The sequence below is a fragment of the Methyloversatilis sp. XJ19-13 genome (genome assembly GCF_024580155.1).
Classification (GTDB): Bacteria; Pseudomonadota; Gammaproteobacteria; order Burkholderiales; family Rhodocyclaceae; genus Methyloversatilis.
In genome coordinates this window covers 72,007-94,755 of record NZ_JANINH010000014.1, presented here as the reverse complement: position 1 = coordinate 94,755, position 22,749 = coordinate 72,007, and the positions used below count along the sequence as shown (strand labels likewise).

The following is a 22,749-nucleotide window of genomic DNA, read 5'->3' as shown; positions in this document are numbered from 1 at the left end:
GGTTGGGTTGAGCGCAGCGATGCCCAACAGATCACCGTCGCGTCATTGTGGCCCGGGCGACCGGTCCGGCGGCATTGCACGTCCGCCACCCGCACATGAAGCAGCGCCGGCATTCAGCAGGCAGCGGTACAACGCGTGTCCGCTCGCCAGGTATTTGCGCTCGAACGGCGTCATCGGCGCGCCGGTCGTGAAGTTCTCGACCCCCGCTTCGAGGCCTGCGATCAGGCGCGCGGCCAGCGCGAACTCTTCGACGTAGATGCGCCAGTTGCTGCGGCACTCGATGATGCCGCCCAACTCCAGCACAACCGGAAAAACCGGATGCGCCGGCCAGCGTCGCGCCAGCTGGCCGATCTTCGGCCACGGGTTCGGATACAGCATGTACTGACGCGCCGGGCGGCAGGCGTGGCGTTGCAGCAGCAGCCAGATGTCGGTCATGTCGGCACGCAGAAGCATCGCGTTGCCGGGCAGCGCAGGGGCACGCGACAAGCGGTCGGACGACTGGTCAACGCCGAGCACGAAGTGGTCGGCAAAACGCTCCGCCAGATGCCGCGTGCTTTCGCCGACCCCGCAGCAACTGTCGACGATCAGCGCACGGGCCGGATCGCAGGTGCGCGAAAAACTGGCGAACGCCGCAACACTGAAGGCGGCGACCGGCTTGCGGAATTCGCCGCGCGCGCGGCGCGCGATCAGCGCTGCAAGGTGATCGTGCGGGCCGGTCTGGACACTGTCGGGAAGGCGCGACCTGCCGGTGCAAGGCGCCATGGGGGAACCGTCCACTCCGTGGCCTCGATTAGGACAGGTAGCGCCGCTCGAACTGGCTGATCCAGACCGACCAGCCGAGGATCATCGGATGGATCATTTCCATGCCTTCCTCGAACGCCGTGGCATACAGCTTGACCATCGGTCCGAGCTCGATGCCGTAATCGACCGACAGTGTCGCCGGCAGGCGATCGAGCACCTTGCCGGCGACGACCAGCAGGGTCCCGGCCAGCAGCCATGCGCCCGAGCGCGAGCGCCAGCCACCGCGCAGGAACAGGAAGCGCGCGATGGTGAAACCGGCATACAGCAGCAGCCCGATCAGCACGAGTGCGATGGCGCCGCAGATCAGCTTGTCCTCGATCGGTCGCGCGGCATCGCGGTAGAAACTGTTCTTCAGGAAGCTTTCGCCGGTGAAAGCCTTGTGCCAGTCGGCCTCGCGCGCGGCGAACGCGAGACACAGCAGCGCGAAGGCCCAGGCACGCGGGCCGAGCGGACGGATGCGGAAGATCACGATCAAAGCGGTGACGATCCAGGCAGGTTCCGATAGCCGCTCGAACGGCCCTGCCTCCGAAAAAACCCAGACGAAGGATTCCTCGGTCAGAAAAATCGGGAACAACGCCAGCAGCACGGTGAACAGCGCAATGGCCAGGACGATGCGACGATCAGCGGAAACCATGTTCATTCCTGTTCAAGCAGGCGACGATAGATTGCAAGATTGCCGTCCACCATCGCATCGACCGAAAAGTCGGCCAGTATGCGCGCCCGGCCGGCTGCGCCGAGGCGGTGGCGCAGCGTTGGGTCGTCCAGCAGGCGGCGCAGTACAGCGGTGAGAGCGGCGACATCGCCCGGTTCGATCAGCAGGCCGCTGACACCGTCGGCCACTGCTTCGGGCAGACCGCCGGCACGGCAGGTCACGATGGGCACCGCCGCGGCCGAAGCCTGCAGCAGCGATACGCCCAACCCCTCCATGTCGGCCGGGTGGGCGAGGATGTCCAGCCCCCCGAGCCAGCGCGGCAGATCGCTGCGGAAGCCGGCGAAGCGGATGACACCGTCCAGCCCGCGCGCCCGCACCTCGGCCTCGAGCGCTTCGCGCAGCGGTCCCTGGCCGAAAAAGAGCACCCGCACATCCGGACAGGCCGCGCGCAATGCATCGGCCGCATCGATCACATAGCGATGGCCCTTGCGCGCGATGAGCTGTGCCACGACGCCGATCACGCGCGCGTCGGGCGGCAGATCGAACTCGCGCCGGAAGGCGGCCGCGTCGACCGGTTCGAGATAAGGCGTCGCGTCGACCGCGCTGCGCACGCAGCTGACCCGGTGAGCTGCCAGCCCTTCCGACAGCAGCACCTGACGGATACCTTCGGAAATCGTGATGACATGGTCGAACAGCCGGTACTTCAGCGCAACCAGCCAGCGCGCTTCCGGATTGTCCACGCGACGCGACAGCACGCAGCGCGTGCCGGTGAGCCGCGCTGCGACGCCACCCCACAGGTCGGCACCGCGGCGGCTGTGCAGATGCACGATGTCCGGCCGCGCGGCGCGGATCAGTGCGGCCAGCCGCAGCGCCATGCCGGCGTCGGCGTCGCCGCCCATTTTCATTTCGACCACCTGGGCATGACCGGCGCACGCGGCAGCGATGCCGGCGCCGGGCGGGCAGGCGAGCACATTCGTCAGGCCACGGCGCGCCAGACCCTCGACGATGTAGGCGACCTGGCGGGCGCCGCCGTAGTAGTGCTTGCCGGCCTCGACATGCAGCACCTTCACGCGGATCGCACCCGGGCAACGTCTTCCAGCACGCGCTCCGGCGTGATGTCGCGCAGGCAGGTCCAGGCGCCACCGCAGGTCGGCCGGCGCCGGCACGGCGAACAGTGCATGCCGAGCCAGATGACGCGGGCGTTGGCACGACCCGTCTTCGTGTAAGGGCAGGTGGACCCGAAAATGGCGACAGTCGGCACCGAAAACGCGATGCCCATGTGCGTGAGGCCGGTATCGACGCCGACCAGAAGACCGGCGCTGCGCACCAGTGCCGCCGCTTGCGGCAGCTTCGTCCGCCCGACCAGGTTGATCAGGCCGGGCGCACCGGCTGCAATGCGGGCCGCCGCCTGCGCATCGCCCGGACCACCCAGCAGCACGGGCGTGAGCCCGGTCTGCGCCACCAGCTTTGCAGCCAGCGTCTGCCAGGCGTCTTCGAACCAGTGCTTCTGCGGCCGCGTCGTGAAAGCGGCGAACACGGCGTAACGACCCGGCACCAGACCATATTCGGCCAGCAGCGCCTGCGCGCGCGCGTCGGCCTCGGGCGCCACATGCAGCGCCGGCATGAAATCGCCGGTGTCGAGCTCGAGCTGTCCGGCCAGGTACAGGTATTCGGACGAAATGCGGGCGACGTCACCCCCGCGCGGCACCACGCGGCTCATCAGCCACTGGCTGCCCTCGCGCGACCCCAGCCCGATGCGGGTCGGCGCGCCCGACAGCCAGGCGAGTACGCCACTTTTGAGCAGCCCCTGCAGATCGAGCACGGTATCGAAATGATGGCTGCGCAGTTCGGCACGCAAGGCGCGCACGCGGCGCCACAACTCGATGCACCGGCCGCTGCGCCACAGCTGCGCCCACTCGGCCTTCGGCCACAGGATGCGGGCATCGATGGCCGGGTCGTGCGCGATCAGCGCATCAATGCCCGGCTCGACCAGCCAGGCGACGAAGGCATCGGGATGGGTGCGCTTGATCGCAGCGGCCAGCGGTGACGCAAACACCACGTCGCCGATCGCCGACGTGCGCACGATGAGCACACGTTTCAAGCCGGGCGCTCCTTGACGCCACACCACAGCGCGGCGAGAAAAAGCACATACATCATGCTGAGGTTCGAGCGCATCAGATAGGACTCGAACAGGCAGATCGGAATGAACAGCACAGGCAGCGCCTTGCGGATGCGTTGCCGGCTGTCTGCCGGCCCGCGTCGCACGAGCGGAAACAGCAACACCGCCAGCACCAGCACGCCGGCCGGAATACCTGCATTGGTCAGCGCATACAGGTACTGGTTGTGCGGGTTGTACATCGGCTCCCACTGCGGCGTGTGGATTGCATTCACCTTCGTGTATTCGATCAGGTAGTCGCCGATGCCCACACCCAGCCAGGGTGACTCGGAAAACATTCGCCAGGCGTTGAGGGCATAGACGATGCGCAGACCGATCGAGGTATTCGGGCGGTCCTGGTAGTTGACCAGTTCATCGATGCCGGCATCGACACGCTCGCGGAAATAGTCGTTGCCGGCATAGCCCCCCGCCACGATGCCGAGCGAGAGCACGCTGGCGAGCACCACCGCGAGCAGCGGCCGACGCGCGAAGCGCTGGAACACCAGCAGCGCCAGCAAAACCAGAAAGCCGAGCAGACCGGCGCGACCACCGGCAATCAGCAGATTGAGCGTGGTGGTCAGCAGCAGGATGGCGTACAACATCCGAACGTCGGCGGTGCGCGCCTCGAACAGCAGGCGGTGCCCCGCCAGATAGCCGGCCAGCGCCAGCGCAGGTGTGTACATCATGCGATCTACGAACGGTGCCGTGTCGTCAGCCCCCTTCTCCACCCGGATGCCGCCCGGCAGATCCGGCCACATGTGCAGTTGCGCCCAGTTATAGAAGGCAAGCGCTTCGCAGCAGGCGATCGATAGCAGGAAGGCGGTGACGTAACGGCCGAAATGCTCGCGTCGCGCGACGCTGAAATACAGTGCAAACAGCAGGAAGAAGCCCTGCCTGCCGGTCATGCGCCGCCCCCAGTCAAGGTCTTCGGTCCACAGCAGCGACAGCGCGAACACCGCGTAGTAGGCGGCGAACAGCCAGACCAGCGGCTCGGCCGCCAGTGCGCGCCACTTTTCCGCGTAGCGTCCTTCGACCAGCCAGAAGACGAGCATGAGCGCGCTCAGCCAGTAGGCCGGCGCCACGGTCAGCGGAATCGAGAAGAACACGCCGGCCAGCAGCCAGGAATTGATGAACGGAATCCGTTCGCGCAGCGTGGTCATCATGCGAGGCGCACCCCGCATTGTTCGAAGGCGTGCTTCATGTCGGTCTTTTCCTGCTCACTCTTGAACAGCGCGTCGGCCCAGCCGAAGGCGACTACCTGGACCGCTGGCGGATAGATCTGGCGCGCGAACAGCAGCGCGCTCGAGCGCACGCCCACGACGGCATCGTAGCGGGTGCGCGCCATATATATCTCCAGCGCGCAATCGGGCTCGATCAGCTGGTAATCCGGGTGGCGCAGTTCGTGGTCGGGGTCTTTCGGATGCGCCTTGTAGTCGATCTGCACAATACCCTGCCCGGTCAGCCAGCCGCGGACGCGCTCGGTCAGCGGCGCCAGTGCGGGCGCCGGCAGCAGACCGGCGCCGACCAGCGGCTGGCCGATCACCAGCGCGCGACGCGGCCCGGCATCGCCTTCGACGACCGGCTGCGCGCGACTGACCAGCGGCGGCAGTACGCACACCTTGCGGGCCGGGTAAGCGTGCGGCAGACCGGGCAGCACATATATGCGGTCGCAGAAGTCCGCGTCCGAACCGATGCGGTCGCCGTCGAAACAGCGGTAGCGCAGTTCGGGCGCAATCAGGCGGCGCAGCAGGCGGGCACGCTGCATCAGCCGCTTCGGCAGCGACAGCGGGTAGCGGCGGACGCTGATCAGCCCGTCGGGCAATATCCGCGCATGCATCGTACGTGCGCCAGCGCGTCGCGGCAGCGCATGCAGGAAGTAATTGATCGCTTCGGTGTCGAACACCGCACTGTGCAGCAGCAAGGTGTCGCATCGCCCGACCAGCCCGGCCACCAGATCGATGTTCGCGCGCAGCCGGCGGTGCCGCCCGAACCATCCGGGCAGCGGCTCCCAGCGCGGCCATGGCATATAGCTGCACGCATCCCATTCCGAGGCATCGACCACCGGCTTCAGGCCCGGCTTGTACCAGACCAGCACCTGACGCGCGCCGGGCTCGATATCGCGCGCGATGCGCTGTGCCGCGAGGTACTGCAGAGGAGAGGCAACGAAATAGACGGCAACCGTGACGGCGTCCGTTCGGGAATCTGACATGCCGGCGCAGGGCGATATTGCGGAAAGTCGCGATGCTACCCTGAAGGCGCCCGGCGCGCTTCCAGCGGCGCGCAGCTGCGATTGCGGCATCATGGGTGAAATGGCGGAAACGGCCGAACTGGCCGAACCTGCCCGCATGGCGCCCGGATGGCCGGAAGCACGTGCTCACCCTTTCATAGCCCTCGAACCGATGAAGCGATTTGTCCCCTTCGCCGCACTGCTGCTCGGTACGGTCTGCCTGACCGGATGCGTGACCCCGCGCCCGCCGATGAGCGAGGCCGAACTCGAACAGGTGCTGACGCGCGATTATCCGGGCCGCACCGCGCAGGACGTAATGGCCGCCGCCACCCGGCTGTGGCGACTGGCCGACGGCAACGACTTCCGGATCAAGCCGGGTGACAACAGCCTGGTGGCCGAACGCGACTGGGTGTTCCATTCGCAGATGGTGCGCATCGTCGGCGACGACAGCTGGACACTGACGGTCAGCGAAACCGGTGGCGGCGTGAAAGCACGGCTTTCGCTGCTCACCTACAAGCGCAGCACGACGGTGTCGTCCTTTGGCATGACGCCGACCACCCAGACCACGCCGCGCATCGGCGGTCCGGTCAAGGGCACCGCACTCTACGACCTCTTCTGGGCACGCATGGACCACCTGCTCGGTGTCGGCCCGGACTGGATGACCTGTACCGATGCCGAAGCGCGGGTCAGTTCCGGCGCCACCTGGGGCAACAAGGATGCGCTGTGCGCCGGCTACAGTTTCACCGACGCCGCGCCCGGTGCCCCCTGATACGAGGTCCGCACGACCTCCGGCGGCCGGTCACGACCGGTCGAGGAAGGTGCCGATCGGCTCCCAGTGTTCAACGTGCGAGCACACGACCTTGATGAGGATGAGCATCGGTACGGCGATCAGCATGCCGGCGATGCCCCACAGCCAGCCCCAGAACAGGAAGCTGATGAATACGGCCACCGGGTTGAGCGACAGCATGCGCCCGGCGAACATCGGCTGGATGAACTGGCCTTCGATGGCGGTAATGACGAGGAAGCTGGCCGGAATCACCCACGCTTCGGCCACGCTGTCGAAGTTGATCAGCGCGGCGAGCGACAGTGCGAGCAGGCACAGCGTCGGCCCGAGATAGGGAATGAAATTGAGCAGGCCGGCCATGACACCCCACAGCGCCGGGTTGGGCATGTCGAGCAGATACATGGCGGCGGCGGTCGCCACGCCCAGACCGGCGTTGATGGTGCTCAGGGTCAAGAAGTAGCGGCCGATGTCCTGCTGTATCTGGCGCGCCACGCCGATGGCGCGGATCTTGTCGCGCAGGGTCGGCATCAGCCGCACCACCTTGCGCAGGAAGCCGTCGCCCGACGCCAGCAGGAAATACAGCAGCACCACGGTCGAGGCGGCGCCGATCAGGAAATACTGCGTGCCGGTGAACAGCACCGACCCCAGGCCCGGTTCCTTCAGCACCACCGACCTTACCTTTGGATTGTCGTTGCTGGACGTCATGGCCTCGAGGCGCTCGGTGGCTTCGCGCACCTCTTCCACCGGCCGCTGCAGTTTGAGCAGCTTGACCTCGACCTCGCGCAGCGCGCGCGGCGAGCGTTCCAGCCAGTCGAGCGCCGGATTGGTCAGAAAGTACAGCCCCGCCCCCACGCCGCCGACCATCATCACGACCACCACGCCGGCGGCAATCGATTCATGGATGCGCCACTTCTTCAGCAAGGTGACCAGCGGCGCCAGCAGCAGGGCGAACAGCACCGCCAGCACGATGGGCATCAGCAGGGCTCGGGCGAAGTACACCGCACCCAGTGCAGCCAGCCAGAACAGCCCGATCAGCGCCCGCGAACCGTTGCGCAGGCGCGGCACCGCGGCGACGGCCTGCACGATCTCGGGCAGTGATTCCGGTTCGGAGAGGACGGGCGGAGGCACGTTGTCTACACCCGGGGAGGCTGATTCAATGCCGCAAGGGAGAGCTTCCGCAGCGGGCGGAGCGCCGGGTGGCGCAGATTGGGGATTCATCGACGGATACTACCCGAGCCGCCTTCAAACACCCGGGTCCCACTCGTCCTGCGGGGTCGTCAGCGCGGATCGAACGCCAGCGTCACTTCGACTTCGCGCTCGACGTAGGCCCACTCGGGCGAGGCGCGCAGGGCAGCGGTGAGTTCGTCGAACACGGCGGCATCCCGGGGGGCGAATTCGAACCAGGTCAGGAAGTCGAACGGTTCGGTCTCCGACAGGTCGCGGCAGTGGTGCAGCTTGCGCGCCACCGCCGGCAGCGCGCGCATGCCGAGCGCCACGTGGTGCGATTGTTCTTCCAGGATGTCGCGTCGTTCGTCCTGCGTCAGCGCCCACCAGGCGGCCGACTTGCGGATCGGAATCAGCGCGGCGCTGCGCGCGTCGGCGCGGGCCAGCGGCGGTTGCAGCGCAAGCAGCTGCTGTTTTTCCGGCCGGGTGACATAGCGCTCGTTGCTGGCGATGCCGCGCAGCCGCCACGCTCCGGCGGCTTCGGCCGCCCCGGCGACGATGTCGAGCCGCGGCGCCATCGCCAGGCCTTCGCCGATGACGGCGCGCACACCGGTGACGCGCCACGGGCCGGCATCGCCGGCGGCGAAGGTATACAGGCGCGGGGTTGCCGTCCCGGTCATGACCGATCAGTCGCTTTCGGCCCGCATCGCAAGCGCCGCCGCCGCGGCACGCGTTTCGACCCCGAGCTTTTCGTACACGTGTTCGAGGTGCTTGTTCACGGTGCGCGGGCTCATGCCGAGGATGTCGCCGATGTCGCGGTTGGTCTTGCCCTTGGCCAGCCAGGACAGCACCTCCGCCTCGCGCGGCGTCAGTTGGGCGCCAGCGATGCGGGTGCTCGATTCGCCACGGCGGCGCACATCGAGCAGCAGCATGTGCTCGCCCAGCCCGACCGCGCCAAGGCTGCGCGCGTAGAGTGAATTCTCGCCGCTTTCGCCGATCAGCTTTGCGTCGGTGCCCGGTTCGTCCGCCATGCGCGCAAGCTGGGCCAGCGACTCGCCAGGCGGCGTATCGGACGCGTCGATGCCGAACTGCGCAAGGCTGTCCGCGGCCCGCGGCGAGCGCCATGCGATACGGCCGAGCGCGTCGATCACCAGCACGCCCAGTCCGGCCACATCAACCGCCTGGCGCGCGATGCGCACGGCTCGCGCATTGCGCACATGGGCCGACAGCCGTGCGAGCACCTCCTCGACGCGCAGCGGCTTGACCACGTAGTCGGTGCCGCCGGCGGTGAAACCTTCGACCACTTCCGCCGTGCCCGACAGGCCGGTCATGAAAATGACCGGCACGTGCGACAGCCCGGGCTCTTCGCGGATCAGGCGGCAGGTTTCGAAGCCGGACAGGCCGGGCATGACCGCATCCAGGAGGATGGCGTCGGGCACGACCAGTTCGAGCCGGGCCAACGCTGACTCGCCGTCATTGGCGATCAGCACCAGATAGCCGGCCTGGGACAGCGCCTCGCACAGGAAGCCGAGCGAATCCGGCGCGTCGTCCACCACCAGCACGACCGGCTGATGGAATGGGGAATCATTGGACATGGGCATCACGTTGCAGCAATTCGGTGAAACGGATCAGGTCAAAACCATCGATGAGCTTGCGCAGCCGGCCGCAATCTTCGCGCGCCTCGTCCGACCGTTCCGCGATGGCATCGAGCAGTGTCGCGATGCCGTTCACGTGGCCGAGACGCGACAGCCTGAGCAGCGCCGAGCGTTCCTCTTCGTCCAGCGCCCGCAAGGGTACATCGCCTTCGTCGTTGCGGGATGCAACATTCCTGGATTCCGGTTCATCGACGTGCCAGGTCAGGTCGAGCGCGTCGCGCAATTGCTCCAGCAGCTCCGATTCCATGACCGGCTTGGGTACGAAGCCGGCGCAGCCGGCGTTGCGCAGCAGTTCGCTGCGGTTGTCGAACACGTTGGCCGACACCATGATGACCGGGATCGGCGCGCCGGCCGCGTGCTGCAGATGGCGCGCGGTTTCCCAGCCATCCATGCCGTCCATGTTGATGTCGAGCAGCACCACGTCGGGACGCTGCAGCGCGACCCGTTCGAGCCCTTCACGTCCGCTCGCCGCCTCGTCGATGCCGAAACCCAGCGGCAACAGCATGGCCGCCAGCATGTGGCGCTGCGTGGCGTCGTCGTCGATCAGCAGCACGTGCTGGCGCTCGCCGTCATAACCGATGACCTGGCGCGTCGGCCTGACCTTGGTCGGCACCGACAGGTATTCCGGCAGGTAGAGGCGCAGCCGGAACGTGCTGCCTCGGCCCGGTTCGCTTTCCAGCGTCAGTTCGCCGCCCATCAGCGAGGTGAGCATGCGGCTGATGGTCAGGCCGAGGCCGGCACCCGGTTCGGCCAGGCCACGGCCGGAACTGCTGCGTTCAAATGGCACGAAAATGCGCGCGTGGTCTTCCGGCGCAATGCCCGGCCCGGTGTCGGCCACCTCGAAACGCGCCACTTCCATGCGGTAGTCGATGCGCAGCACCACTTCGCCGCGCGACGTGAACTTCACCGCATTGGCCAGCAGGTTGATCAGCACCTGGCGTAGCCGCTTCACGTCCACCCGCACGTAGTCGGGCATGCGGCCGGTGGTTTCGATGCGGAAACGCAGACCCTTGCGCACCGCCTGCGGCTCGAACATCTTCGCCAGGTCATCCAGCAGTTCGCGCATGGGCATCGGTGACGGATCGAGCCGCAGCTTGCCGGCTTCGATGCGGGCGAGGTCGAGCAGGCCGTCGATCAGCCCCAGCAGGTGTTCGCCACTGCGCAGGATGGTGCCGAGCGCGCGTCGCTGGGTATCGACCTGGGTCAGCGCGCCCGTCGCGGGCGAACCTTTCGCTGCGCCGCCCTGCGCCAGCGAGCCCTGGCCCAGCTCGCGCAGCAGGATCTGCGCATAGCCGAGAATGCTGTTCAGCGGCGTGCGCAGTTCGTGGCTGATGCCGGTCACATAGCGTGTTTTCGCGAGGTTGGCCGATTCAGCAGAATCCTTCGCCTTCTGCAATGCGAGGTCCGTCTTGCGGTGGGCGTCGACCTCTCGCATCAGCAGCTGGTTCTGCCGGTTCGACTCGTCCTGCGCCAGGCGCCGGCTTTCGGAGCCGAGCACGATCCACCATGCGCACACGGCGCACAGCAGCACCAGCAGCGCGAAAGTCTTGAGCAAGCTCAGCAGCAGGGGTTCGCGCGCCGACGCGTACAGATCCGCGACCACGGCCTCCTGGTAGTAAACGACGCCGAAGATGACCGCCAGCAGCGCAGTCAGCGACAGGAACACGACCAGAAAGTGGCCGACCCGGAAGTTGACCCGGCGCGCCAGACGCATCGGCAGGATGGCGTTGAGCACGGCATGCAGCTGGTCGGCCGCGCTCGCGTCGGTCTTGCAGCGGTCGTGGCAGCGCGATTCCAGCGTGCAGCACAGCGAGCAGATCGGCTGCCCGTAGGCCGGGCAGTAGGCCATGTCTTCCGACTCGAAGCCGTTCTCGCAGACGTGGCAGGTGACGGTCTGACCCGGACGCCACTGCATCGTGCTGCGGCGCGCGATGTAGTAGCGGCCGCGCGTGGCCCAGGCGATCAGCGGCGCGGTGACGAAGGCGGTGGCGAGCGAAATGACCGGTGAAAACGCCTGCGCCGCATCCCCCATCCAGCCGGTGTAGGCCAGCACCGATACGACGGTGGCGATCGCCATCGAACCCAGCCCGACCGGATTGATTTCGTACAGGTGGGCACGCTTGAATTCGATGTGCGACGGTGACAGGCCGAGCGGCTTGTTTACCACGAGGTCGGCCACCAGTGCGCCGACCCACGCGATGGCGAGGTTGGCGTACAGACCCAGCACGTGCTCCAGCGCCTCGAACACGCCGAGCAGCATCAGCAGCAGGGCGATCACCACATTGAATACCAGCCAAACGACGCGGCCCGGGTGACTGTGCGTCAGCCGGGCGAAGAAATTCGACCAGGCGAGCGATCCGGCGTAGGCGTTGGTCACATTGATCTTGAGCTGCGACACGATGACGAAGACGACGGTCACCGCCAGCACGACGGCCGGAGAGTCGAATACATAACCGTAGCCGGCCAGATACATCTGCGTCGGCTCGAGCGCACGGTCGGCCGGCACCATGGCCTGCAGCGCGAGAAAGGCGAGAAAAGCGCCGCCCAGCATCTTGACCATGCCGGGCACGATCCAGCCCGGGCCGGCGATCAGCACGGCCGCCCACCAGCGGTAGCGATTCTCGCGGCTCTTTTCCGGCAGGAAGCGCAGGTAATCGACCTGTTCGCCGATCTGCACCACCAGCGAAATGGCCACGGTGGAGGCGGCACCGAACATCAGCCAGTCGAAGTCGCTGTTGCCGGACGTACGGCCACTCATGCTTGTGAAATCGCGGAACATCTCAGGCGCCTGCAGCCACACGGCGATATAAGGCAACACCAGCAGCACGATCCACACCGGCTGCGTCCACAGCTGGATGCGGCTGATCAGCGTCACGCCGTGAATCACCAGCGGAATCACCACCACCGCGCACAGGAGATAGGCCCACGCGAGCGGCATGCCGAAATACAGCTCGAACGCCAGCGCCATGATGGCCGCCTCGATGGCGAAGAAGATGAAGGTGAAGCTGGCGTAGACGAGCGAGGTGATCGTCGAACCCAGATAGCCGAAGCCGGCGCCGCGCGTCAGCAGGTCCATGTCGACGCCGTACTTGGCAGCGCAGTAGCTGATGGGCAGGCCGGTCAGGAAGGTGATCAGGCCTACGAACAGGATGGCCCACAGCGCATTGGTGAAGCCGTAGTTCAGCGCGATCGCGCCGCCGATGGCTTCCAGCGCGAGAAAGGAAACGGCACCGAAGGCGGTGTTGGCGACCCGCCACTCCGACCATTTGCGGAAGCTGCGCGGCGTGTAGCGCAGCGCATAGTCCTCGAGTGTTTCGGTTGCGACCCAGGTGTTGTAGTCGCGACGGATCTTGAAAATCTGCTGGGTGGCTTCGGACATCGGATCGGGCGGCTGGGGGTCTGCCCGACGCATGCAAGAAACGCTCCGGGCAAGGTGCGTGAGCACCTGCCCGGAGAACAAGGTACAGCTTCCCTCCACGCCGCCGAAAGCGCACCAGAACAGTGCGTGAGCCACTTGGTGGTGCAGTGCGTCAGCGCAGGACTTCACCTTAGCACCGAACGCTGCGCATCCCGAGTGTTGCGCAGCGTACTCACATACGTCGATTGACGTATTCCGGCTACGCACCCCCGGCAACTACTTTTCGGACCGCAGCGACCGGTTGCGGTGCACCGCACAAAAGTGAATCAACGGCCAATACCGGATCGCCTGAAGCTCCCCAACCCGTCCCCGCTCAGGAGAAAAGATATGGCTGACAAGAAAGACCCGATCCAGACGCCGCTTACCGACGAACAGCGCCGCAAGGTGCTGATGGGCATGGCTGCGATGCCCGCAATGATGATGCCCGGCATGGCGCTGGCCCAGGCAGCGCAGTTCCCGACGGCGAAGGTGAACACCACCAAGCTGGCGGTGACGGATACCGAGGTCGTCGTGGGTCAGCTGCATTCGGCGACCGGCACCATGGCCATTTCCGAAACCGGCTCGATCCAGGCCGAACAGCTGGCGATCGACCAGATCAATGCGATGGGCGGCGTGCTCGGCCGCAAGATCCGCGTGATCAAGGAAGACGGCGCGTCCGACTGGCCGACCTTCGCCGAGAAGTCGAAGAAGCTGCTGGTGCAGGACAAGGTGGCGTGCGTCTTCGGCTGCTGGACGTCGGCCTCGCGCAAGGCGGTGCTGCCGATCTTCGAAAAAGAGAACGGCATGCTGTACTACCCGACGTTCTACGAAGGTCTGGAACAGTCGAAGAACGTGATCTACACCGGCCAGGAAGCCACGCAGCAGATCCTGTACGGCCTCGACTGGGCGGCGAAGGAGAAGAAGGCCAAGACCTTCTTCCTGGTCGGTTCGGACTACATCTGGCCGCGCACGTCGATGAAGATCGCGCGCAAGCACATCGAATCCGTTGCCAAGCTCGGCAAGGTCGCCGGCGAGGAGTACTACCCGCTCGGCCACACCAATTTCAACTCACTGATCAACAAGATCAAGCTGGCCAAGCCGGACTGCATCTTCGCAGCCGTGGTCGGCGGCTCGAACGTCGCCTTCTACAAGCAGCTGAAGGCGGCCGGCATCACCGCCGACAAGCAGTTCCTGCTGACCATTTCGGTGACCGAAGACGAAGTGCTGGGCATCGGTGGTGAAAACATCGCCGGCTTCTACTCGTCGATGAAGTACTTCCAGTCACTCGACAACGCCAACAACAAGGCTTTCGTCGAGGCATTCAAGAAGGCCTACGGTCCGAAGTCGGTCATCGGCGACGTGACGCAGGCCGGCTATCTCGGCCCGTGGATCTGGAAGGCGACGGTCGAGAAGGCGGGCAGCTTCGATGTCGACAAGATCGCCGCCGCCTCCGGTGGCATCGAGTTGAAGACCGCGCCCGAAGGCTACGTGAAGGTGCATGAGAACCATCACCTGTGGAGCAAGGCGCGCATCGGCCAGGCGCAACTCGACGGCCAGTTCAAGGTGGTCGCCGAGTCGCCCGAACTGATCGAACCGAACCCCTTCCCCAAGGGTTACCAGTAAGCCGGACGGTCCGGGGTCCGTGCGTCTCCTCGCACGGGCTCCGGCCCCGCCCAGGACGTATCCACAAGCGTTCATCGGCCCACGACCTTCATTTGTGAATACCCCCTAGCCGGAGATCACCATGTCACTGACCGACATCATGAACATCACCCTGATGCAGGGTTTCGCAGGCCTCAGCCTGTTTTCGGTGCTGCTGCTGATGGGCCTCGGGCTGGCCATCATCTTCGGCCAGATGGGCGTGATCAACATGGCGCATGGCGAATTCATGACCATCGGCGCCTATACGATCTACATGTTCTCGTCGCTGACCGAAACCTTCCTGCCGGGCTTCGCATCGATGTACTTCCCGCTCGCCATCGTGGCGGCGTTCTGCATCGCCTTCGCCTTCGGCTGGTTCATCGAGTGGGCGCTGATACGACATCTGTACAAGCGTCCGCTCGACACGCTGCTCGCCACCTGGGGCCTGTCGCTGGCCATGCAGCAGACCTTCCGTTCGACCTTCGGCGCGCGTGAAGTGAGCCCCACTCTGCCTGACTGGCTGCTCGGCTCGTGGGCACCGGCCGAAGGCCTCGACATCCCGATCAATGGTCTGTTCGTGCTTGCGCTGACCGCACTGGTAACCGGCGGCGTGCTGCTCGCCCTGTACCGCTCGCGCTGGGGTTTGCGTGTGCGCGCCACGGTGGCCAATCGCCCGATGGCCAACGCCACCGGCATCAACACCAGCCGTACTGACCGTCTGACCTTCGCCATCGGCTGCGGCATCGCCGGCGTCGCCGGTGCGGCCTTCACGACGATCGGCTCGACCGGTCCGACCAGCGGTTCGCTGTACATCGTCGATGCCTTCCTGGTGGTGACCTTCGGCGGCGCAGGCAGCCTGCTCGGCACCGTGGCTTCGGCCTTCGGCATCGCCCAGACGCAATCGATCGCCGAGTTCTTCATGACCGGTTCGATGGCCAAGGTGCTCACGCTGATGATGATCGTGACCATCCTGATGCTGCGTCCGCAAGGCCTCTTTGCTTCGAAGATCCGCCGCTGAGTCCGGCTGCGCTCCGACCCCCGAATACCCACGATCCAAGGAGAACCCAATGGACTCAATCAAGAGCTGGCTGGCACGTAGCGGAATGGGAAGCGTGCTGATACTCGCGCTGATCATCGTCGTCGTGTTCCCGCTGACGATGGACCTGTTCCGCCTGAACCTGGTCGGCAAATACCTCACCTACGCCTTCGTCGCCGTCGGCCTGGTCATGCTGTGGGGCTACGGCGGCGTGCTCAGCCTCGGCCAGGGCGTGTTCTTCGGCCTCGGCGGCTACATGATGGCGATGTTCATGAAGCTGGAGGCGTCCGACCCGGAAACCACCAAGATCCAGAGCACGCCGGGCATTCCGGACTTCATGGACTGGAACCAGATCACCGAGCTGCCGCTGTGGTGGGAGCCGTTCCGCCACCTGCCGCTGGCGTTGCTGGCGGTCCTGCTGGTGCCCACACTGCTCGCCTTCATCATCAGCTTCGCGATGTTCCGGCGCCGGGTTGGCGGCGTGTATTTCGCCATCATCACGCAGGCAGTCTGCCTGATCCTGACCGTGCTCATCGTCGGTCAGCAGGGCTACACCGGCGGCGTCAATGGCATCACCGACCTGAAGACCATCCTCGGCTGGGACACGCGCACCGACGAAGCCAAGTACATCCTGTACTTCCTCAATGCCGGACTGCTGATCGCGTCCATCCTGCTGTGCCGCTGGATCCAGCTGAGCAAGCTCGGCACGCTGCTGCTGGCGATGCGCGACAAGGAAGACCGCGTGCGCTTCTCCGGCTACGACGTGTCGATGTTCAAGGTGTTCGCCTTCTGCCTCGCCGCGATGCTGTCGGCGATCGGCGGCGCGATGTTCGTGCTGCAGGTCGGCTTCATGTCGCCGTCGCTGGTCGGCATCGTGCCCTCGATCGAAATGGTCATCTTCGCCGCGGTCGGCGGACGCATGTCGCTGGTCGGTGCGGTGTATGGCGCGCTGCTGGTCAATTTCGGCAAGACCTACTTTTCCGAAAGCTTCCCCGACCTGTGGCTGTTCCTGATGGCTGCGCTGTTCATCGGCGTCGTGCTCGCCTTCCCGAACGGACTGGCCGGGCTGTACGAAAGCCATGTCAAGCCGCGCCTTGGCAAGCGCAAGCAGATGTCCGCAGGGGGCGACAGCACACCGTCGTCCGACATTCCGCCCGCCACCCCGCTGCACAGCGGCGCACCGCACGGCGGCAAGCCGCTGGCCCGCACCGCACTGCCTGACGGCGTGCAGGGCACATCCGCCTGATCCGAACGGAGACCGACATGAGCAATACCGACTTCGTACTTGCGGTGGAAGACCTCACCGTGTCCTTCGACGGTTTCAAGGCCATCGACGCGCTGACCCTTTACGTGGATCGCGGCGAGTTGCGCGTGATCATCGGCCCGAACGGTGCCGGCAAGACCACGCTGCTCGACCTGATCTGCGGCAAGACGCGCGCCAGTGGCGGCAGCATCAAGTTCAAGAACCACGAAATGACCAAGATGGCCGAGCACAAGATCGTGCGCTCCGGCATCGGCCGCAAGTTCCAGACGCCGTCGATCTACGAAAACCTCTCCGTCTTCAAGAACCTCGAAGTGTCCTTCCCGCGCGGTCGCAGCGTGTTCGGCGCACTGGGCTTCCGGTGCACCGATGAGGTCAAGGCACGCGTGCAGTCGGTGGCTGACGAAATCAGTCTCGGCGACTCGCTCGACGTCGAAGCAGGTCTGCTCAGCCATGGCCAGAAGCAGTGGCTCGAGATCGGCATGTTGCTCATGCAGGAACCCGAACTGCTGATGCTCGACGAGCCGATCGCCGGCATGAGCGTGCGCGAGCGCGAACTGACCGGCGAGTTGCTGCAGCGCATCTGCAAGGGGCGCTCGGTGATCGTGATCGAGCACGACATGGATTTCGTCAAGCGCATCGCCCACAAGGTCACCGTCATGCACCAGGGAAAGATCCTCGCCGAAGGATCGATGGACAAGGTGCAGAACGATCCCAAGGTCATCGACGTGTATCTGGGCCACTGAAATGTACGCACAGAGCTGCCCTCACCCGGCGCGTTCGCGCCACCCTCTCCCGCTGATGCGGGAGAGGGTAAGGGCGCCTGCTTGCCGCCTCCGCGCGCCGATGCGGGCGCGGGCTGCCCTGCTCCCTCTCCCGCATCAGCGGGAGAGGGCCGGGGTGAGGGCAGCTGCATCAAACCTTCCCAAGCAAAGGACTCCGTCATGCTGAACGTCAAAGACCTCCACGTCGCCTACGGCCAGAGCGAGGCCCTGCACGGCATTTCGTTCGAAGCGAACAAGAACGAAACGATTGCCATCATGGGCCGCAACGGCATGGGCAAGACGACGCTGTTCAAATCGCTGATCGGCATCCTGCCGATCAAGAGCGGCCATATCGAAGTCGCTGGCAAGGAAGTGTCGAAGGACGAAAGCTACAAGCGCGTCGCCAAGGGCATCGCCTACGTGCCGCAGGGCCGCATGATTTTCCCGACGCTGACGGTCGAGGAGAACATCCACACCGGCCTGGAAAATGCCAAGGTCAAGAAGGTGCCGGAAGAGATCTACGCCCTGTTCCCGGTGCTGTGGGAAATGCGCAGCCGCAAGGGCGGCAACCTGTCCGGCGGCCAGCAGCAACAGCTGGCCATCGCGCGCGCACTGGTCACCGACCCCAAGGTGCTGCTGCTCGACGAACCGACCGAAGGCATCCAGCCCTCGATCATCAAGGACATCGCGAAGGCGCTGAACGAAATCCGCAAGCTGCGCGAAATCACCATCGTCGTGTCCGAGCAAGTCCTCAGTTTCGCCATGGACGTGGCCGACCGCCTGTTCGTCATCGAAGGCGGACGCCTTGTCCATGAAAGCACGCGCGCCGACACGGATACCGCGCGCATCAAGCAGTTCCTGTCCGTCTGAGTGCCCACCACCCGCCCACACATCCAAAGGAGATCAACATGGCCGAGACCTTGATCAAGGTAGACCTGAAGCAGTCGCCGTACGAAAACGACATGGTGCACAACCGCTGGCACCCGGACATCCCCATCGTCTGCTGGGTCAAGCCCGGTGACGACTTCAAGATCGAAACCTACGACTGGACCGGCGGCTTCATCCAGAACAACGACAGCGCGGACGATGTGCGCGACATCGACCTGACGACGGTGCACTTCCTGTCCGGCCCGATCGGCGTCGAAGGCTGCGAGCCGGGCGACCTGCTGGTGGTCGACATCCTGGACATCGGCGCCAAGGAAGACAGCCTGTGGGGCTTCAACGGCTTCTTCTCGAAGAAGAACGGCGGCGGCTTCCTGACCGAGCACTTCCCGGAAGCCCAGAAGTCGATCTGGGACATCAAGGGCATGTTCACCGAATCGCGCCACGTGCCGGGCGTCAAGTACGCCGGCCTGATCCACCCGGGTCTGATCGGCTGCCTGCCGGACCCGAAGCTGCTGGCCGACTGGAACGCCCGCGAAATCGACTTCATCAACACCGAACCCGACCGCGTGCCGCCGCTCGGCTGCCCGCCGTGCGCACCGACCGCGCACATGGGCCGCCTGAAGGGCGAAGCGCGTGACAAGGCCGCTGCCGAAGCCGCCCGTACCGTGCCGCCGCGCGAGCACGGCGGCAACTGCGACATCAAGGATCTGTCGCGCGGCTCGCGCATCTACTTCCCGGTCTATGTGAAGGGTGGCGGCCTGTCGATGGGCGACCTGCACTTCTCGCAGGGCGACGGTGAAATCACCTTCTGCGGCGCCATCGAAATGGCGGGCTGGCTGCATCTGCGAGTGAGCATCATCAAGGACGGCATGAAGAAGTACGCCATCAAGAACCCGATCTTCAAGCCCAGCCCGATCACGCCGAAGTATGACGACTACCTGATCTTCGAAGGCATTTCGGTCGACGAACAGGGCAAGCAGCACTATCTCGACGTGCATGTCGCCTATCGCCAGGCCTGCCTGAACGCCATCGAATACCTGAAGAAGTTCGGCTACTCGGGTGCACAGGCCTACTCGATCCTGGGTACGGCACCGGTGCAGGGCCACATCAGCGGCGTGGTCGACATTCCGAATGCCTGCGCCACGCTGTGGCTGCCGACCGACATCTTCGACTTCGACATCATGCCGAACGAAGCCGGCCCTGTGAAATTCATCGACGGCAGCATCCAGATGCCGCTGTCGCCGGATCTCTGAGGCCGCCGCCATGCCGACCTACGACTATCAGTGCGAGGCGCATGGCGGATTTTCCGCCCTGCGCAGCATCGCCCAGCGCGACGCCGCCTGCCTGTGCCCGGCGTGCGGTTTGCCCGCGCAGCGGGTGCTGGTGACGGCACCGTCCTTCGCCGACATGCCGCACGAGACGCGCTTCGCGCATGCCACCAACGAACGCAGCCGCCATGAGCCGGTGCTTGCCAGCCGCAAGCACGGTCCCGGGTGTTCGTGCTGCAGCAGCAAACCCAGCCGAACGACCGCGGTAGGCAAGGACGGTTCGAAGGCATTCCCCACCAAACGTCCCTGGATGATCAGTCACTGATTGCCGGGTTTTCGTAACCAGCCCCCTCCACCTTCAACCTGCACTTCAACAACCGGGAGTCCTGCACCATGAAAAGCACCCTCAAAACCCGTCTGCGGAGCGTGTCGTCCCTTCCGCGCCTCGGCGCGCTTGCTGTCGCCCTAGCGACTGCCGGCACCGCAAATGCCGGCGTCACCGTATCCGGTCCCGGCGAGAGCTATCTCACACTCGGTCTGTGGATGCGTACGTCCTTCACCAGCGCAGATGACGGCGCCCCGAACGGCACGTCGCGCTCGAAGGATTTTGCGGTCGATTCCATCCGTATCATCACCAGCGGCAAGATCACCAAGCAGATCGGCGGCATGGTGAATTTCGAGCGCCAGTCGGATGAATCGATGCGCTTGCTCGACGTGGTGGCCCAGTTCGAGCTGATGGACGGCCTCAACCTGTGGTTCGGCCGCATGCTGCCGCCGACCGACCGCGCCAACCTGGCCGGCCCCTACTTCGCCAACGTCTGGGAATACCCGATGGTGTCGCAGTACCCGAACGCCTTCACCGGTCGTGACGACGGCGCGCTGCTGTGGGGCAATGTGCTCGGCGGCAAGCTGCTGTACGCAGTCGGCGCCTACCAGGGCAAGAACCGCGGCGCCGGCTTGTCGAACGACTCCGACAAGCTGCTGTACGCCGGTCGTCTGGCCTACAGCTTCTGGGATCCGGAACTGGGCTACTACGGTACCAACAGCTACTTCGGCGGCAAGGAAGTCCTGACCGTCGGCGCCGCTGTCCAGACGCAGAAGAACGGTGTCGGTATCGCAGGTGCCTCGGGTGACTACACGGCGTGGAACGTCGATGCGCTGATGGAAACCAAGTTCTCGAGCGGCGGCGTGCTGACGCTGGAAGGCGCCTACTACGACTACGATACCGATGGCGTCGCCGACACCGGTCCGGCGGTCACTGCGGCCTGCGGTCTGGTCAACGTCAACAACTGCGGTGGCGCAACCGAAGGCGAAGCCTACCTGCTGACGGCCGCCTACCTGATTCCGGGCAAGTTCGGCATCGGTCAGTTCCAGCCTTACGTGCGCTACCAGGAATTCGATCCGCAGGTCGGTTCGAAGTCTGACCAGTGGGATCTGGGCGTCACCTACGTGATGGCCGGCCACAACGCGCGCATCACCGCGGTGTATTCGGACATGGATCCGGGCGGTGCAGCCCAGTCCATCGACAAGTTCATCGTCGGCGTGCAGCTGATGTATTGATCCGGTCACGACCCGGCCGCATAGCGGACCGGGTCTGAATGGCTCAAGGGGCACGCTCGGGCGTGCCCCTTTTCGTTCACCGATGCAATGCCCCGAGCGCGGCGACCCGCGCTGCGGCCATCGCCTTGCCGACCACGATTGCGTCGGTACCGAGCGCACGGAACACCCACCCGGCCTCGCCCGGCAACGCCGAGGCGCCGGCGTACAACCCTTCGCCATGGATCGCCCGCAGCGCCTCCGGCAAGCCGGCGCATGCGGTCTGCGTCAGTATCCAGAGGCTGGCCTGCACGCTGAAGTCGCCCGACACGCCGGGCTGCGCGGCGAGCCAGTCAGCGCCGCGGATGCGCATCCGTTCGCGGGCCAGCAGGCGAACGTCGCGGCCGGTGATGTCGATCGCCGAATCCATCAGCGCGAAGGTCGCACCGCAGGCCGTCGGGTCGTGCGCAAGAAAGGTTTCCGACACCAGTACGAGGGCGCCCTCACCCAGCCTGACCGAGATGCAGGTGTGCAGGTGACTGCCCGGAAAGAGGATCTGCGGCGCCGGCAGGTATTCAAGCTGCGCACCGTCCGCGGCGTCGATGTCGACGGTCTGCGTCGCGAAGCCGCCGCGCATGGTGTGCACGATGGTCGATGCAGGCGTCGCCACGTGGGCACGTGCCTCCGGCGCCACGGCAATGCGCCCGGTCACCGTGTCGTGCTCGAACAAGCCGCCCGACACCGACTGCAGGAAGACCGTGCAGCGACCGCGATCGATCGGATCGGTATACAGCGCGCGGCCGACATGCACCGGGTAACGAACGTACTGCCGGGCGACGAAGCTGCGACCGTCCGCCGAACCGAAATCCAGCTCGAAGCTGTGCCGTTCAGTCAAACAGAACCCCGCGCACGATGGCGTCGACCACTGCATCGACGCCTTCGCCACTGGCACAGTTGGTGAGCAGGGTCGGCTTGCCGACCCGCACCTCTTCGGCTTCGCGCGTCATGCGCGCCAGGTCCACGCGCACAAAGGGCGCCAGGTCGGTCTTGTTGATGACCAGCAGATCGCACTGCAGGACGCCCAGACCGCGCTTGCGCGGAATGTCGTCGCCACCGGCCACGTCGATGACGAACAGCCAGTAATCGACCAGATCGAGCGAGAACGACGACGCCAGGTTGTCGCCGCCGCTTTCCACCAGGATCAGTTCAAGGCCCGGCCAGGTCCGGTCAAGTTCATCGGCCGCGGCAAGGTTGAGCGTCGGGTCTTCGCGGATCGCGGTGTGCGGGCAGGCGCCGGTTTCCACCGCCAGCACGCGTTCCGGCGCGATGATGCCGCTGCGCCGGATGCGTTCGGCGTCTTCCGCGGTGACCAGATCGTTGGTGATGACGGCGATGTCGGTGCCGCGCGCGATGAAGCGCGGAATGAGCTGTTCGAGCAGCGCCGTCTTGCCCGATCCGACCGGGCCACCGACACCGACACGCGCCGCACCGCGCGGCCTGGCGTACTGCAGGGGCATGACCGA

At 65.5% G+C, this 22,749-nt stretch carries 21 protein-coding genes; 9 read left to right on the top strand and 12 right to left on the bottom strand.

The annotated features are described in order from the left end of the window. Positions 1–42: 42 nt before the first annotated feature. From NMQ14_RS16150 to NMQ14_RS16125, 6 genes are read right to left on the bottom strand one after another with little or no spacing between them, the layout of a single operon-like run. Positions 43–762, bottom strand: coding sequence for a tRNA (guanosine(46)-N(7))-methyltransferase TrmB (locus NMQ14_RS16150; RefSeq protein WP_257097745.1), 720 nt, complete (start codon positions 760–762; stop codon positions 43–45). 28 nt (positions 763–790) lie between these two features. Continuing rightward, a complete protein-coding gene (locus NMQ14_RS16145; RefSeq protein ID WP_257097744.1) occupies positions 791–1,435 on the bottom strand; it encodes a hypothetical protein in 645 nt (214 codons plus the stop codon). Positions 1,436–1,437: 2 nt separating this feature from the next. Continuing rightward, entirely contained in the window at positions 1,438–2,523 is a 1,086-nt protein-coding gene (locus NMQ14_RS16140) for a glycosyltransferase (protein ID WP_257097743.1), read from the bottom strand. Next, entirely contained in the window at positions 2,520–3,545 is a 1,026-nt protein-coding gene (locus tag NMQ14_RS16135) for a glycosyltransferase family 9 protein (protein ID WP_257097746.1), read from the bottom strand. Before NMQ14_RS16135 ends, NMQ14_RS16140 begins: the two co-directional genes overlap by 4 nt. A gap of 5 nt (positions 3,546–3,550) precedes the next feature. Then, the gene (locus tag NMQ14_RS16130) at positions 3,551–4,771 is read right to left on the bottom strand and encodes an O-antigen ligase (protein ID WP_257097741.1); all 1,221 of its coding nucleotides are present in this window, start codon (positions 4,769–4,771) and stop codon (positions 3,551–3,553) included. Then, entirely contained in the window at positions 4,768–5,817 is a 1,050-nt protein-coding gene (locus NMQ14_RS16125) for a hypothetical protein (protein ID WP_257097739.1), read from the bottom strand. The genes NMQ14_RS16130 and NMQ14_RS16125 overlap by 4 nt, the downstream gene beginning before the upstream one ends. Between NMQ14_RS16125 and NMQ14_RS16120 the strand changes: the two genes are divergently transcribed. Continuing rightward, the gene (locus NMQ14_RS16120; protein ID WP_257097737.1) at positions 5,816–6,604 is read left to right on the top strand and encodes a hypothetical protein; all 789 of its coding nucleotides are present in this window, start codon (positions 5,816–5,818) and stop codon (positions 6,602–6,604) included. The two genes, NMQ14_RS16125 and NMQ14_RS16120, sit on opposite strands and share 2 nt — an antisense overlap. A gap of 30 nt (positions 6,605–6,634) precedes the next feature. On the opposite strand, the gene NMQ14_RS16115 is transcribed toward NMQ14_RS16120, so the two are convergent. The 4 genes from NMQ14_RS16115 to NMQ14_RS16100 form a co-directional block, all read right to left on the bottom strand. Next, positions 6,635–7,747, bottom strand: a complete 1,113-nt coding sequence (locus NMQ14_RS16115; RefSeq protein WP_257097735.1) for an AI-2E family transporter — start codon at positions 7,745–7,747, stop codon at positions 6,635–6,637. 149 nt (positions 7,748–7,896) lie between these two features. Beyond that, complete coding sequence (locus NMQ14_RS16110; RefSeq protein WP_257097733.1) at positions 7,897–8,463, bottom strand: chlorite dismutase family protein; 567 nt, start codon at positions 8,461–8,463, stop codon at positions 7,897–7,899. 6 nt (positions 8,464–8,469) lie between these two features. Continuing rightward, entirely contained in the window at positions 8,470–9,384 is a 915-nt protein-coding gene (locus NMQ14_RS16105) for a response regulator (RefSeq protein WP_371132669.1), read from the bottom strand. Continuing rightward, on the bottom strand, positions 9,368–12,817 hold the full coding sequence (locus NMQ14_RS16100) for an ATP-binding protein (protein WP_373457202.1): 3,450 nt from the start codon (positions 12,815–12,817) through the stop codon (positions 9,368–9,370). The genes NMQ14_RS16105 and NMQ14_RS16100 overlap by 17 nt, the downstream gene beginning before the upstream one ends. A gap of 366 nt (positions 12,818–13,183) precedes the next feature. Between NMQ14_RS16100 and urtA the strand changes: the two genes are divergently transcribed. The 8 genes from urtA (at position 13,184) to NMQ14_RS16060 (ending at position 21,250) form a co-directional block, all read left to right on the top strand. Next, the gene (urtA, locus tag NMQ14_RS16095; RefSeq protein ID WP_257097729.1) at positions 13,184–14,458 is read left to right on the top strand and encodes an urea ABC transporter substrate-binding protein; all 1,275 of its coding nucleotides are present in this window, start codon (positions 13,184–13,186) and stop codon (positions 14,456–14,458) included. Between the two features lie 121 nt (positions 14,459–14,579). Then, entirely contained in the window at positions 14,580–15,494 is a 915-nt protein-coding gene (gene urtB, locus NMQ14_RS16090; RefSeq protein WP_257097727.1) for an urea ABC transporter permease subunit UrtB, read from the top strand. Positions 15,495–15,543: 49 nt separating this feature from the next. After that, positions 15,544–16,758: an urea ABC transporter permease subunit UrtC gene (gene urtC, locus NMQ14_RS16085; protein WP_257097725.1), complete on the top strand. Its 1,215-nt coding sequence runs from the start codon at positions 15,544–15,546 to the stop codon at positions 16,756–16,758. A gap of 17 nt (positions 16,759–16,775) precedes the next feature. Then, a complete protein-coding gene (gene urtD, locus NMQ14_RS16080; protein WP_257097723.1) occupies positions 16,776–17,519 on the top strand; it encodes an urea ABC transporter ATP-binding protein UrtD in 744 nt (247 codons plus the stop codon). 198 nt (positions 17,520–17,717) lie between these two features. After that, complete coding sequence (gene urtE, locus NMQ14_RS16075; RefSeq protein ID WP_257097721.1) at positions 17,718–18,407, top strand: urea ABC transporter ATP-binding subunit UrtE; 690 nt, start codon at positions 17,718–17,720, stop codon at positions 18,405–18,407. Positions 18,408–18,445: 38 nt separating this feature from the next. After that, on the top strand, positions 18,446–19,675 hold the full coding sequence (gene fmdA, locus NMQ14_RS16070; RefSeq protein ID WP_257081417.1) for a formamidase: 1,230 nt from the start codon (positions 18,446–18,448) through the stop codon (positions 19,673–19,675). Positions 19,676–19,685: 10 nt separating this feature from the next. Further along, on the top strand, positions 19,686–20,015 hold the full coding sequence (locus tag NMQ14_RS16065) for a zinc ribbon domain-containing protein (protein WP_257097719.1): 330 nt from the start codon (positions 19,686–19,688) through the stop codon (positions 20,013–20,015). Between the two features lie 68 nt (positions 20,016–20,083). After that, positions 20,084–21,250, top strand: coding sequence for a hypothetical protein (locus NMQ14_RS16060; RefSeq protein ID WP_257097717.1), 1,167 nt, complete (start codon positions 20,084–20,086; stop codon positions 21,248–21,250). A gap of 76 nt (positions 21,251–21,326) precedes the next feature. On the opposite strand, the gene NMQ14_RS16055 is transcribed toward NMQ14_RS16060, so the two are convergent. Both NMQ14_RS16055 and ureG read right to left on the bottom strand, forming a co-directional pair. Then, positions 21,327–22,121, bottom strand: a complete 795-nt coding sequence (locus NMQ14_RS16055) for an urease accessory protein UreD (RefSeq protein ID WP_257097715.1) — start codon at positions 22,119–22,121, stop codon at positions 21,327–21,329. Next, a complete protein-coding gene (gene ureG / locus NMQ14_RS16050; protein ID WP_257097713.1) occupies positions 22,114–22,743 on the bottom strand; it encodes an urease accessory protein UreG in 630 nt (209 codons plus the stop codon). Before ureG ends, NMQ14_RS16055 begins: the two co-directional genes overlap by 8 nt. Between the last annotated feature and the right edge of the window lie 6 nt (positions 22,744–22,749).